This is a genomic window from Pseudomaricurvus hydrocarbonicus (assembly GCF_011602365.1).
Lineage (GTDB): Bacteria > Pseudomonadota > Gammaproteobacteria > Pseudomonadales > Cellvibrionaceae > Pseudomaricurvus > Pseudomaricurvus hydrocarbonicus.
On record NZ_JAAONZ010000002.1, the window covers coordinates 261,736 to 276,367 of the forward strand.

At 55.6% G+C, this 14,632-nt stretch carries 10 protein-coding genes; 4 read left to right on the forward strand and 6 right to left on the reverse strand.

Translation table 11 applies throughout. The annotated features are described in order from the left end of the window. The first annotated feature begins 95 nt into the window (after nt 1-95). Nucleotides 96-482 (forward strand): LexA family protein, encoded by a 387-nt coding sequence (locus G8770_RS03415; protein WP_167181775.1) that lies wholly within the window; start codon nt 96-98, stop codon nt 480-482. Beyond that, nucleotides 482-1,738: a Y-family DNA polymerase gene (locus G8770_RS03420; RefSeq protein WP_167181777.1), complete on the forward strand. Its 1,257-nt coding sequence runs from the start codon at nt 482-484 to the stop codon at nt 1,736-1,738. The genes G8770_RS03415 and G8770_RS03420 overlap by 1 nt, the downstream gene beginning before the upstream one ends. Nucleotides 1,739-1,913: 175 nt before the next feature. Here G8770_RS03420 and katG read toward each other — a convergent pair whose 3' ends face one another. From katG to G8770_RS03440, 4 genes are all read right to left on the reverse strand, one after another. Next, on the reverse strand, nt 1,914-4,157 hold the full coding sequence (katG, locus tag G8770_RS03425) for a catalase/peroxidase HPI (protein ID WP_167181779.1): 2,244 nt from the start codon (nt 4,155-4,157) through the stop codon (nt 1,914-1,916). Between the two features lie 476 nt (nt 4,158-4,633). Continuing rightward, nucleotides 4,634-5,548 carry a hypothetical protein gene (locus tag G8770_RS03430; RefSeq protein ID WP_167181781.1) on the reverse strand — a complete coding sequence of 305 codons (915 nt, stop codon included), beginning with the start codon at nt 5,546-5,548 and terminating at the stop codon, nt 4,634-4,636. A gap of 38 nt (nt 5,549-5,586) precedes the next feature. Next, on the reverse strand, nt 5,587-6,810 hold the full coding sequence (locus G8770_RS03435; RefSeq protein WP_167181783.1) for a hypothetical protein: 1,224 nt from the start codon (nt 6,808-6,810) through the stop codon (nt 5,587-5,589). 355 nt (nt 6,811-7,165) lie between these two features. Further along, on the reverse strand, nt 7,166-9,103 hold the full coding sequence (locus tag G8770_RS03440; RefSeq protein ID WP_167181785.1) for an acyl-CoA synthetase: 1,938 nt from the start codon (nt 9,101-9,103) through the stop codon (nt 7,166-7,168). Between the two features lie 627 nt (nt 9,104-9,730). Here G8770_RS03440 and G8770_RS03445 point away from each other — a divergent pair. After that, a complete protein-coding gene (locus tag G8770_RS03445; RefSeq protein ID WP_167181787.1) occupies nt 9,731-10,303 on the forward strand; it encodes a macro domain-containing protein in 573 nt (190 codons plus the stop codon). Continuing rightward, nucleotides 10,287-10,946, forward strand: coding sequence for a protein-L-isoaspartate(D-aspartate) O-methyltransferase (locus tag G8770_RS03450; protein WP_167181789.1), 660 nt, complete (start codon nt 10,287-10,289; stop codon nt 10,944-10,946). Before G8770_RS03445 ends, G8770_RS03450 begins: the two co-directional genes overlap by 17 nt. Before the next feature lie 49 nt (nt 10,947-10,995). Here G8770_RS03450 and G8770_RS03455 read toward each other — a convergent pair whose 3' ends face one another. Next, nucleotides 10,996-12,381, reverse strand: coding sequence for a DUF1329 domain-containing protein (locus G8770_RS03455; protein ID WP_167181791.1), 1,386 nt, complete (start codon nt 12,379-12,381; stop codon nt 10,996-10,998). Between the two features lie 4 nt (nt 12,382-12,385). Next, nucleotides 12,386-14,290 (reverse strand): DUF1302 domain-containing protein, encoded by a 1,905-nt coding sequence (locus G8770_RS03460; protein WP_167181793.1) that lies wholly within the window; start codon nt 14,288-14,290, stop codon nt 12,386-12,388. Nucleotides 14,291-14,632 lie beyond the last annotated feature (342 nt).

A 14,632-nucleotide genomic window follows, 5' to 3' on the forward strand; every position in this document is an offset into this window, starting at 1 on the left:
AGAATTGTCGTAATACACACCACAACGCTTTCCCTTGGCAAACTGTAAGCCCGGAATATATACTGTACACATATACAGTATTTTGAGTTAAATGCATGAAATTGATCTTGTACAGCCACGCCGTGCAGGCCGGCTTCCCCTCCCCGGCGGACGATTACAAAGAGGGCTCGTTGAGTCTGGATGAGCATTTAATTACCCATCCGGCGGCCACCTATCTGGCCAGGGCCAGCGGCGATTCCATGCAGGGGGTGGGGATTTTTGATCGGGACCTGCTGATTGTCGACCGCTCCCTGGAGCCGCTACAGAACGATGTGGTGGTCGTGGCCATCGATGGCGAGCTCTGTTGCAAGCAGCTCGACAAGAACCACCACTGCCTGCGATCCGCCAATCGTCACTACCCTCCAATTGCCATTCGCGAAGACCAGGACATCCTCATTGAGGGAGTGGTCATGGCCTCCATCCGCTACCACAGGCCCCGCTGATGCTGGCGCTGGTGGATTGCAACAGCTGCTACGCCAGCTGTGAACAGGTCTTCAGGCCCGACCTGCGGGGCAAACCGGTGGTGGTCCTGTCGAACAACGACGGCTTTGTGGTGGCCCGTTCCAAAGAAGCCAAGGCCCTGGGCATTGGCGACCTGCAGGCTTTTTTCAAGGTCGAGCACCTGTTACGCCAGCACGGCGTGGCGATATTCAGCAGCAATTACCCCCTGTATGGCGACATCAGTAATCGAGTAATGATGACACTGCGCCACTTCGCGCCTCAGGTCGAAGTCTATTCCATCGATGAAATGTTCCTTCAGTTTGATGGCATGAACGAAGACTGGAAACGCTATGGGCAGACCATCCGCGAAACCCTGTGGCGCGATGTGCGCATGCCCGTCGGGGTCGGCATCGCCCCCAGCAAAACCCTCACCAAGCTGGCCAACCGTGCCGCCAAGAACATCCCCCAGTGCGCGGGGGTCTGCGTGCTCGACGAGCCCCACAAATGGCAGTGGCTGCAACAGCGAACCCCGGTCACCAAAATCTGGGGGATTGCCAAACGCCTCGCCCGCAGGCTGGCCGAATGCGACATTCACACCGCTTACGACCTGGCCCGCGCCAACCCCAAAATCCTCCGCCGCCGGCTCAGCATCAACATCGAAAGAACCATTGAAGAACTCAACGGCACTCCCTGTATTCCTATGGACAGTCAGCCACCGGCGAAACGGCAAATCTATTGCACACGCTCTTTTGGCGAAAAGCTCGGTGAACTCGAACCCATACTGCAAGCCATCACCGTATACGCCTGCCGGGCGACCGAGAAACTGCGCCAACAGCAATCCCTGGCGCAATCGATGCACGTGTTCCTGCACACCTCTCCGTTCGAACCCGGGTACTTCAGCAACAGCACCGTCGTCCAGCTCCCCTACGCCACCGATGACAGTCGCCTGATTGCCCACTGCGCCAAAGAAACTCTCCGGGGTTTGTACAAACCCCACCACCGCTTTCTCAAGGCCGGCGTGGGGCTACTGGAATTGATCAGTAAAGAGCACTACCAGCAACAGGACTTCTTTCACCCCGGCCAGTCGCCCAAAACGGATCAGCTCATGCAGGTGATCGACACGATCAATCGCAACTACGGCCGGGGAACGCTGTTTCTGGGGGCGGAAGGTGTCACAAAAAAATGGAAGATGCGGCAACATTACACCTCACCCGCCTACACCACGCGCTGGCAGGAATTGCCCGTCATCAAGTCATGAGCCCGCGAGTAGCGCACAAAAAAAGCGGCGTATCGCTACGCCGCTGTGGGATATGAATCCGTTGTTAACCTGAGTCCAATGGTTAACGCCGGTCTCATGGTTAACGCCTGTTTCATGGTTAACGCCGACCTCATGATTAACGCTGATCCTGGGGGCCGGCAATTAAACCCAAACCTTACAAATCGAAGCGATCCAGTTGCATCACCTTGCTCCAGGCGTCGACAAAGTCATTCACAAACATTTCTTTGGCGTCGTCGGTGGCATAGGCTTCCGCCACGGCACGCAGTTCGGAGTTTGAACCAAACACCAGATCAACCGGAGTGGCCGTCCACTTCAATTTACCCGAGCTGCGATCACGACCTTCGTAAATGCCATCCGTTTTGGACTTGGACCACTGGGTGGACATGTCCAGCAGATTCACAAAGAAATCATTGGTGAGGGTGCCGGGTTTATCGGTGAACACACCGTGCCTGGTGCCGCCGACATTGGCGCTAAGCGCACGCATGCCGCCAACCAACACGGTCATTTCAGGCACCGTGAGGGTCAACATATCCGCGCGATCAACCAACATCTCTGCCGGTGACAGGCTGTTGCCCTTGCCATAGCTTTTGCCTTGACTGTAATAATTGCGGAAACCATCGGCCTTTGGCTCCAGTGCTGCGACAGACTGCACATCGGTTTGCTCCTGAGAGGCATCCGTGCGACCCGGTGCGAAAGGAATGCTCACGTCGTAGCCGGCTTTTTTCGCAGCCCGCTCAACCGCAGCATTGCCACCCAGCACAATCAAATCCGCGAGGGAGACATACTTGCCTTGGGATTTATTGAATTTGCTCTGCACTTTTTCATAGCGCTTGAGCGATTTTTTCAGTTCCTTCGGATCATTCACCGCCCAATCTTTTTGTGGCGCCAAACGAATGCGCGCGCCATTGGCCCCGCCCCGCATATCAGTGCCGCGGAAGGTTGCCGCTGAAGCCCAGGCGGTTCGGATCAATTGCTGGTCACTCAGACCGGAATCCAGCAGCGCCGACTTCAGTTTGGCAATGTCGCCATCGCCAATCAGATCGTAATCCACCGCGGGAACCGGGTCTTGCCACATCAATTCTTCGGCAGGCACTTCGGCGCCCAAGTAGCGGCTGCGCGGTCCCAGATCGCGGTGAGTGAGCTTGAACCACGCTTTGGCAAACGCCAGCTGGAACTCGTCAGGATTTTCCTGGAAACGTTTGGCGATTTTGCGATAACTGGGATCGACCTTCAGAGAAAGATCCGTCGTGAACATGATAGGCGCGTGGCGTTTACTGGGGTCGTGCGCATCCGGCACCACCTTCACATCGTCCGCGTTTTTGGGAACCCACTGGGTCGCACCCGCTGGGCTTTTGGTTTGCACCCACTCAAAGTTAAACAGATTGTCCAGATACTGCGAAGACCACGCGGTGGGTGTTGCCGACCAGGCACCCTCCAGCCCACTGGTAAAGGTGTCGGCGCCCTTGCCGGTGCCACATTTATTTTTCCAGCCGAAACCCTGCTCTTCAAGGCCTGCGGCAGCGGGCTCAGGACCAATACAATCGTTCGATACGGCACCATGAGCTTTACCAAAAGTATGACCACCGGCAATCAGCGCCACCGTTTCTTCATCGTTCATGGCCATATTGCCAAACGTCGTGCGAATGTCTTTGGCCGCGGCCATAGGATCGGGAACACCATCCGGCCCTTCCGGGTTCACATAGATCAAGCCCATCTGCACCGCCGCCAGCGGATTTTCGAGCACGCGATCGCCGGAGTAACGACTGTTGGGTTTGTCACTGGTGGCCAGCCAGGTTTTTTCCGGGCCCCAGTACACCAGGTCGGGCTCCCAGTCATCCACGCGGCCACCAGCGAAGCCAAAGGTCTTAAAGCCCATGGACTCCAGTGCCACGTTACCCGTCAGCACCATCAAATCAGCCCAGGACAGTTTCTTGCCGTACTTCTGTTTCACCGGCCACAGCAACCGCCGCGCCTTATCAAGGCTGACGTTATCGGGCCAGCTGTTCAAAGGGTCAAATCGCTGCTGACCACCACCCGCGCCACCGCGGCCATCCTGTACCCGGTAGGTGCCCGCGCTGTGCCAGGCCATGCGAATAAAGAACGGGCCATAATGCCCATAATCTGAAGGCCACCAATCCTGTGACGTCATCATCACGGATTTAATGTCGGCTTTCACCGCATTGAGATCCAGCGTCTTAAAAGCCTCCGCGTAATCAAAGGACTCGTCATAAGGATTGGATTGCGGAGAGTGCTGGCGCAGAGGACTCAGATTTAATTGATCTGGCCACCAAAATTGATTGGGCTTGGGTTCGCCTGCGGCAAACGCAGGACCTGAAGACAGGGCAGAAGACACTGCCAATGCCAGTGCGGCAACGATAGGTACGGACTGTTTAAACATGTTTATGAGCTCCCTGAGGTAAACATTCAATACAGCGACTAGAGTGACTTTCGAAACGGAGACTAGAGCTACTTCGAAACGGCGACTAAAGCTACTTTCGAAACAACGACACGGTTACTTTACGTTTTTATAATCAAATAGTTATATAGGTGACGGCTGGCGTTTAAGGTAATTAAATTCCTCTATCGGCGAGATTTTTATTGGCTATATGAGTCTTTTAATGGGCAAAGCAGGCTGTTTCCCGAGCAGCCCTCTCGACGAAGGGTTGCTTTTGAAGATAGCACAAGGATTGCTAAAGGAGGGGTAGCGATACAGAGAGTGGACTGAATATGATTGAATACGCGCCAGTATTTGTTTCGAGTAAGATCTTAATTGGGTACTGGCTATAGCGATAAGAAATAATTCTTCGCCAGACTCAAATTCGAAGTCGATCAGGGACAAGACCTGAGGCAACGCCGGCAATACCCGCCGAACGCTCAAAGGCCAGAACGATCTTCCAACGCTTCACGCTTTTTGTGTTCTTCTAACGCCATCTGATACGCCTCTTCCCCAAACAGGGGCTTCACAAGCCTCTGCCAGTTGCGGCGGACCACCTCATCGGTGGTTTCGGTTACCCACTCGCCTTCTACCGCGGATTTTATGGGGCTGTCGCCCGGGTATTGGAGATACAGGCTGTTGATGATCGGGTCGGTAATTTGTTCTTCTGACACCCGTAAGAAGTCACGTTTCCCCCCTTTTAGCGCGATGTCATGATTCACGCTGTAAGTGAAAGCCAATTCGATCATAAAATTTCTATTAACCGGAAGAGCATAGCTTGTCACTATTGCATCGAATGGTGCTGAAATGCTGTAGCGAAGCCAGTTTTGGCTTTCAGATATATGATTCCAATAACGTGCATCCACCCTACCCCCCAACATAGTAGCTATTCCCGCCACGTTGTATGCCAACTCAAAATTCCAACTACCATCCCGATGCCGAACCTCTTCGTTATGCGCTTTATAACGACGCAATAAAAGCTCTTCAATGGCAAACATAAAATCCAGACGATCTGTCACATCATAAGGCTGGGAATGAATTCGTTTCAGAGAGTTGGGATGGATTCTTTGCACGCTCATTTCCAGCATGACAGTACCGAGCTCAGCACCGAACCAACCGGGTTCCTTAATATCCCACCAGCGGCGCAGCAAATGGCCCGCGGTTAAATCATCAAACAGATCCACTTGATTGATCTCCAGCTGCTCCACCAAATTCTCGGCCGGCAAATCCTTACTAAAACCCTCTGGCAGATCAAAGCTGAACGGATAACCGCCGATATTCACCCGACGCTGGGATACGACAGACTCTTTCGCCGAAGCGGAAAACGGCAGCAGGCTGCTCAGGATGGATAACATAGAAATAATTCCCAGAAATAATCGTGGATGATTGCGCTTCATGGCAGGTAGTTTTTAATCACTTTAACCGTCTGAGTGACGACTTTCCCGGAACGGTGAAACCCTTGCTGCATAAGATTGCGCCCCTTCCCTGGCCCAGTGATCATATTCTGCTCCCATTGTTGCTGGCTTTGTACCAGCGTATGGGGGCTCTGGACGATGGAGCCCCGAGTGACGTGATTCGTGTAGAGTACAGACCCCAACAATTTGCGTGGATTTGCGGTATTTGCCCCTAAGATATTGGTGACAAAATCGTAATCGTGGGCCCGGATCGCAATCAGCTCGACCCCGGCTCGATCCAGCAATCGCCTGGAACGCCAATTATTATTGGCATTGCCATGAAAAGCCACTCTTTGCTTATCCAGCAGCCCCTTCTGTTCGTTTTTTATGCCATTAAAAGTACGATGACGTAACGCCGAGCGGCTGTGGTTGTTGAGTAAATACCGCACCCCCTCCACAAAAATCAAACCGCCCTGGCTGTGCACAACCCAGTAGGTTTCTTTGCCCCCATCTTGGGTGCTCTTCAGCACCGCCGCAAATTGCCGTGTTACCAGCGTGGTAAAACCCAGTTTATCCTGCACCGATTCCCAGGTATCGCCATAGCCCCCCACAGTAGGATTATGAAACAGCGAGAACTCCTGTACGCCATCGCCAAACTCAACCGACAGATGACTGCCCATCAGCCATTGCGCTTTGGTCAGGTTATTGGCTTGGCCATTGACCGCTGCATGGGTGGTCATCACTGTATCGGTTTTACCCATTACCCGCCAACTGCCATAAGAGTTGCGTGCCACAAGATACAGCCCCGGCTGCTCTGCGGCATCACGCAATCGCTGTAAGTGCGGTACGGGCTGAATATTGAAGACCACGACTTGTCCACTATGAACCTGATAATCAATCCGAAAGGTATTCTTAACTAACACACTATAGGTAGAAACACTTCCTTTAAGCTTCTTTCCGTTGATAGCATACGGAGTGGCCCGCAACATCAATAATGCATCATTCAAGTCTCCAGATTCCCGCCGCCCTCTCTCGTTATCCGAAACATGTTGAGCATAGCCGCTCAAAAGTACCTTATAACCACTGACTTCTGATGAAGGATCCAAGTTATGACTAAAAACAATCATCGGCCTTTGATTCAGAAACAGAACCTCCTGTGGCGAAACCTGTGGATCACCATGCGCAAGTACTAAATGGGTAATTGTTTGAAGGTGGGCATCCATCACTGATCATCCTTGATCTCGCGGGAAAGAAAGTTGAAATTGTACGAGGTAACGCAAGCGCAACCAATTGCACTTTAGACTGAATTTTCAATAGGTAAGGTCAGAGTGACGGTTTGTAATGAGATGCGAGATGCGAGATGCGAGATGCGAGATGCGAGATGCGAGATGCGAGATGCGAGATGCGAGATGCGAGATGCGAGATGCGAGATGCGAGATGCGAGATGCGAGATGCGAGATGCGAGATAATTATAAAAGGATAAGGCCCGTCAAAAGAAAAACCTTAAAGAAAAGATAGCCGCGCTGCAATCCACCCTACCTTTATGGATGGACTGCAGCGTGGCAGGCGTTTAAAGAATTAAACGTTGACGGTGGTTTTGAAGGCGTAACGACCCAGGGTTTCCCGAACCGTTTCCGCGTTTTGCTCGGATGGCAGGTTTACCGTGACCCATTGTCCGAATTTCTTATCAATCTGGACATTCAGTTCAAACGCCTCCACACCAATAGCCGTCAGCTCTTCGCGCACCAGCTGATCCACCACCGCATTGCGCAAGTCAGGCTTGAAGATTTTGCCCACCGCGGTGCACGGCAGCGCCTCTACAATAAAAATTTCTTTGGGCACTGCCGCTCGTTCGTGGATATGCTCCTGACCAAACGCCAACAGTTCTGCCTCGGAAGCCGTACACCCTTTCTTCAGTTGAATGAAGGCAACGGGCAGTTCACCCACGCGGGCATCGGGTTTGCCGATGGCGGCCACGTCGGCCACAGCTTCGTGTTTAAAATAGACCTCCTCGATCATTTGCGGATCGATGTTATGCCCACCGCGAATGATCACATCCTTGCTGCGACCGGTCAGCCATAGAAAGCCGTCTTCATCCAGGCGCCCAAGGTCACCGGTGTTAAACCAACCCGCTTCCACCCACTGACCCACATTGTGCTCGGGCTGCTTGTAGCCAGCGAACACATTGGGACCGCTGATCGCCACCACACCGGCCTCACCCACATCACAATCGCGAACCCACTGGCCGGTCTTTTCATCGATCTCCACAATGCGCAGCCCCATATACGGCATACGACACCCTACCGAGCCGATGCGGTGATCGCCGTAACGCGGGCTGATGGTCGTAGCGCAAGTGCCCTCGGTCTGCCCGTAGCCTTCAAGCAGCGTTAAGCCGGTTTTCTTTTCAAATTGATTGGCAAGCTCAGAAGCCAGCGGGGCCGCTCCGCACAGGGCGTATTTCAGCGACGACAAGTCATGCCCTTCGGTTGGAAAGTTGAGCAAACCGGACAGAATGGTCGGCACCGCACTGAACGCCGTCACCTGATATTTTTCCACCAGCGGCCAAAAGTTTTCCATCAGCAAGGGGCTGCGATACCCCTGTGGGGTTCCCAACAAAATACCGGCACCACTAAGCCAGGCCGACAAGGTGGTAAACACCGCGTTGACGTGAAACAGCGGCAACCCCACCAAAGTAACATTACCCGCTTCGGTATCCAGTGCGGTATTGATCTGAAAGGCACAGGCCACTTCATTGGCGTGGGTATGTGGTGCCAGCTTGGGGGTACCGGTGGTGCCACCGGTATGAAAATAAGAAGCAATGTCATCGCTGCCAATCTGACGGCCACTCACAAGTTCACTGTCAACCTGAGACGCTATCAGCGCATCAAAGTCCAGAACCTTGACTGCCGAGCCGTCGGCCCGGTGCAACGGCTGCAAGTAATCGGGGCGCTGTGAACGGACCGCCTGCTGGGCCTCAGCCGGCAGCAGAGGCGCCATATCCACCGTAATCAGTGTGTGCAGACTGGGTACCGACTCGATCAGGGCCTGGGCCTTTTGCCAAATATCGTTGCCCGGCAGCGGCGCCAGCGTGATCAGCACTGGGCAATGGACTTCGTTGAGCAGAGCGGCAACGTGCTCTGTTTCGAGCAGGGGATTGATGGGGTTAAAGATGCCCGCAGCTTCACTGCCCCAAATGGCGAACACGGTCTGCGGCAAATTGGGCAACAGCATGGACACACAATCGGTAGCGCCAACCCCCAAGCCGTGCAACGCGTTGGCCGTCTGGGTCACGCAACTCAGCAATTCTTTAAAAGTGTAGGCCTGGCAATCTTCCTCTGGCGTTCCCTGCGCCAAAAAGCGCAACGCGATGCCATCGCCAAAGGACTCAGCGGCCCCCTGTAGCATGGCATAAGTGCTGGCGGGCAATGGATAATCCCCCCAAGGTGTCGCTTCCAGTTGCTGGAGGGCGTCAATGCCCGTCATTTTAAAATCGGTTGGGCCGTAAGAATTGCTCATATTACCTCTCTGCTGCGCTGCTTATTTGTCTTGTCATCCATGCGGTACAAGGCTTTCAATCGTGCTCGGGAGGCCTCACCTTTTTTAGAGAGACCTCAATCCTAATGCCCCACCCACACACAATCCATTAAAAACCTAATACCAAACAGACTACAGTAACACCCGCAACCCAACCAGACAGTCAACTACCTGACAATCTCAGACACTAATTTCACCTGTCCCCTCTCACCCGTCCCTCTCACCCGTCCCTCTCACCCGTCCCTCTCACCCGTCCCTCTCACCCGTCCCTCTCACCCGTCCCTCTCACCCGTCCCCTGTTATCTCGCATCTGTCTCCTATTATCTCGCATCTCGCATCTCTAATCTCGCATCTCGCATCTGTCTCCTGTTATCTCACATCTCGCATCTGTCTCCTGTTATCTCGCATCTGTCCCCTACCCCCTGCCTTACCAACAAACAGCGCAGTAATGGCTATAGTTGTAGTAAGAAACCATTGCAGTAAGAGACCATTAAAGCAAAAGGCAGTTGAAGTGAAAGGCGACGTGGGGGTTAACAAACTCGACCCCAGCGGCAAACACTAGAGTTATCGCAGCGGAGGCAACCTGCCTGTCGCTTAGGAGAAGCGCTGATGAGTGAAATTGAAATCATCTCGGGGGACATTACCCAACTGACAGTGGATGCACTGGTCTGCCCGGCCCACAAATACCTGAGCCGGGGACAGGGCCTGTCCGCCCAGATACACGACCAGGCCGGTGCCCAACTGGAGCAAGAGTGCCACCGGCTGGAAGATTGCCGCATCGGCGAAGCTCGCCTGACCCACGCCGATCACCTGCCCGCCCGCCACATCATTCATACGGTCACCCCGCAGTGGAGCAGCGGCGACCAATGGGGGGCGACCGCCATTCAGCAATTGCGCCAGTGTTACCACAGCTGCATTCAACTGGCACTCGACCACCAGCTCAAACGTATCGCCTTTCCCGCCCTGGGGGCCGGCAGCAACCGCTTCCCACACAGTATCGCCGCCAGTGTTGGCCTGGATGTGCTCAACAGCCGCTGCGACCTGTTCGAGCGCGTCGTGGTCTGCCTGCACACCGAAGGCGCCCGCCGGGTTTGGCTCGACAGTCTGCAAAAGATCCAGGCGCGCTCCTCGCCAGTCGCGCCCCCCACACAGGCGGGTACAGCCAATGAAGCCAGAACTTAAAGAGCTGTTGCGCGAAATTCGTGAAGAAGTCGCTGAGACCGCCAGCTACACGGGCCGGGCACAGCTGAACGAACGGGTCCTCAGCAAATTCAGTCAGGTGCCACGGGATCAGTTCGTCCCCGAGCGCCGCAGGGCATCGGCCTATGTCAACCACGCACTCTCCATTGGCTACGGCCAGACCATCTCGCAACCCTACATGGTCGCCCTGATGACCGATCTGCTGGACCCGGAACCGCACCATATCTGCCTCGAAGTGGGCACCGGTTGTGGCTATCAGGCGGCGGTCTTATCGCGGCTGGTCAAACAGGTCTACAGCCTGGAAATCATTCCCGAGCTGGCGGCAGAAGCCAAACAGCGGTTGCAGGCCCTGGGTTACGATAACATTACGGTGCGCTGCGGGGACGGTTACCAGGGCTGGCCCGAAATGGGCCCGTTCGACTCGATCATTGTCACCGCCGGTGCCGAACACATCCCCCCTCCCCTGATTGAGCAATTGCGCCCCGGTGGTCGTATGGCCATCCCGGTGGGTGACCGACTTTTCGGACAAAAGTTGCTGTTAATCACTAAAGAAGAGGATGGCGAGGTGAACAGTCGCACCATACTGCCGGTGGCGTTTGTCCCCCTGACCGGTCCGGACGCCTGATCGACGCTGACAAACAGGCGACTAACTTTCTTGCCAATCTCTAAATCCTCTAGCGCACATAGTAAAGCAGAGCATTGGGGCTGAACTCCCGCGGATCGGCGCTCTCCAGAAACCGGTAAGGCGTCATTTGATTGTCCAGCCCATCCACCAAATAGCGACGCTGTTTCAGGTCGTGGTAGACATACAGTGTCGCCAGTGGCACCGGCACCGTGTAGAAATTAACAATGTGGGCCTCGGCGACGCGCCACAGCTGGCCCTCCAGATCGTAACTCTCACTGACCACCACCTGCCAGCTGTCCTCGTCCAGATAAAACACTCGTCGAGAGTACACATGCTGCTTATCGGCTTTAAGCCTGCCCTCGACGACCCACACCCGGTGTCGCTCGTAGCGCGTGTGGGCCGGATTGATGTGGCCACGGCGAATGATGTCTTCGGGTGCCAGCTGGTCCGAATGCAGACGGTACGCATTGTAGGGGATCAGCATTTCCCGCTTGCCCAACAACTGCCACTCAAAACGGTCGGTGCCACCGTTAAACAACTCATAATCGTCGACGGTCCTCAACGCGTCTGAGTTTAACGCCGGCTGGTGATAGGCCAGAAACGGCTGACGAACCACCCTGCGCAACGATTCCAGGTAAGACCAGGCTTTCCTTTTGCTGACGCGATGGTCGATGGGCTCCAGCACCAGCGAGGCATCATTCGCCAACAGGGACGGTCCCGTAAATTTGCTTTTAATCGCCAACAGGACATTGGGATACTCTTTGGAAAACCGACTCTGCTGCGGCGCAGCATAGGGAATACCGATGTCTTCATCACCGACGATCAACGTGAAGCGGCCCAGCGGAGTCACGGCCGCGCGCGCCAAAGGGCGCTGAATGCGCAACCCGCGCCAGCGTAAATTGTGGTTCCACATCACTTCCTCCCCGCGACGAGGGATGGGAAACGGCGAGCTGATGCGGGCCTGCTCATAGGTTGCCTCCGCCCCCGCCTCGGCGAAGCGGCGGGCATTGGCCAAAACGCCTTGATAGACCCATTCCGGAAAAGCCGCCGAGCGCCGACTGCGATAAACAGGCACACGCCAAGTAGCGGGGTAAGCCTTCAACAGGGCCCGCTGCCCCGGGCTCAGCAGGTCGACATATTGCCCGACATTGTCGGCGGTGACGGTGTGCAGGATAGGGTCCTGTGGCCAGGGATCGCGTTCCTGACGACCGCTCTGGTAATTGGCCGGTGGCCGGGTGAGGCCGCCCTCCCAGGCGGGAATACTGCCGTCGGCATTGCCGGCACGCTCGGCCCCCAATGGCGTAAAGTCAGGCCCGCCGAGCTCATCAAGGGTTGCCCTGGGCCAGTCACGAACCAGAACCTCCGCGCATGCCGCGGCTGTCCACCCGACAAGTCCTGCCAACAACACCAGTACAGCGAAATTCGGGTTACGCATAGGATCAGAACCAGAAACTGAGGTTAAAACGAATGAAATCGCGATCCTTCAGCGGATCAACCTTGCCGCCACCGAAGAAAGCGGTGTAGCTGAGGTCCGCCGTCCAGCGATTGAGGTAATCGCCCCCAACGCCAACCGACAACGCCTTGCGGCCCTCCCAGAAAGACGCAAAAGGCGCTGGGGTATAGCCCTCGACATCGTGAATAAAGACAACCCGGGGCGCGAGGTTCGCAGCCCCGAAGACATTGCTGTATTGCAGCTGTGCCAACAACCGATAACCCCAGGAATTGGCGTCACCCCCACCCTGACCTTGCAGTTGCGGTTCGCCCGCCGCAGGGAAATGGTGAATATGAACCCACGCCGTATCCAGGCCAACCAGCGATTGCGCCGCGCCCAAGCGGCGCCCCAAAAGCTGGGTCAGGGTCAGCGCAAACTGACTGCGATCCAGCCGCACATACCCCGGAATGCGCGTGTTAACGTCATAGCGCCCCAGTGATCCGTTGGCGAAATCGGGGGTGTACTGCACCGGCGACAGCGCGGCGGATATCACATCATCAAGGTTCAGCTGCAAAGGGACATCGCGGTGATGAGACAATTCCGCCGCCACCAGCGTCCCCGTGCGCAGCGTCGCCGTATTAAAGGTGACGGCGAACATACTGATGTCTTCGGGGTACTCCAGAAAATACCCGGCCTGACGGGCGTAAGCGTTCAAGGACAGCAACTCAGATGTGGACACACTCGCCACCTCTGCGTCCGGTGCCGACAAGCCCTGCTGACGGTAGAGCGGGAACAATTCAGCCTGCGCCTGTGCCAGCGCGGCAGATGAGGTGAGATCGGCCGCCTCCTGACTGCCGCTGACCCCGCTGAGCAACGGCAACCGGCTGTGATAGCGCAAATAGTGAACCCCCCACTTCACCGCCGTGGCCTGCTGGGATATCCGCGTTAAAGAAAGTCCATACTGGCCGCCATCGCTGGGCCGCTCATCGGCAAGCTGCGGCAACTGCAGGAACACAGGATCAAAGCCCAAGGTGCCCTCCGGCAACCCGAAAGCGCCGTCCAGGTCGGTGCCGAGATCCGAGAAGTTGCCGCCACCCAATTGCGCAAACTTGCGTCGGCCTTCTCCCGTGACATCACTGGTGGAGAGATAATAGCCCGCCGGAGGAATCGCCACCGGCTGCCAGTCGTACTGATAAAACGCTTCAATCGCAAAGCTTTCGGTGATGTTAATACCCGTCCACACCATGCCCTGAGGGATACGCACATCCCGAGGCGATCGCGCCGGCAGCATGCTGCCCACAATATCCAGCGGGTTGATCGTATCCACCCCGTCGCGGACAAAATTGCTTTCCCCCCAGTTGATGACCTGGTCACCAATGCGCACCGCGATGGGCATGCCACCCGGGCTGAAGCGGGCACCCAGATAGAAGTCGCGCAAGGTGACGTCGGAGCCAATCACCTCAAGGTCTCGCCGCTCAAAGGGGCGATGCTCTCGCGGCTCGTCTTCCTGCTCAAAATCGTAAAAAGCGATGCCCCGCATCACCAGATTGAACGGCCCCCAACGCAGATCCACCTCCGCCGAGCCGGAGAACATGTTGGAGACCAAACCGGTGTCATAGTTGAGCGTACCGTCATCGGTATTGATGGCGGAGCTGTTGCCGCCATTGGCATAAGCCACGCTATCGGGGTTGCGTTCGCGGGTCCGGTAAAGGGCGCCGTAGGTGAGATTCAAATCCAGTTGACCGTCCACCGGCCCCAGCCGGAAAATTTCTGCCTGTGCCAGCGGGGGTAGCCACCCGAAAGCCACCAACAGCCACAATAAGGGCAAGCCCGCCGCTCGCCAGCGCCGCCGCCCTTCGCGCCACCTCAAGGTTCTGTTGGATTGGCGCCAAAATACTCGCTGGCCCGGCATTGTGAGGTCCCTGCACCCGATTCCTGGCAATATACTGAATACCTTTTGTTGATGTCCTACTGATTAACCACAGTCTAGACCAAGTTAGATGCGCTGAACCTGCGCGGCCATACTGCGGTCAACCGCCCCATAAACCCCTCATAAACCCAACCTCAGCCCATGGTCTGCCACGCCAGTAGAGGGACGAATCTTCAACTGCTGGTTAAACATTGAGGACAATCGACCGCCGCACTTTGGCCAGAGTCGCAAATGACTTCTATAGTGAACAGACGGTAAAACGATTAGTGAATAGACCTCAAACTATCGTGAAAAAACAGTAAAACGAGTGAACGTACAACAAAA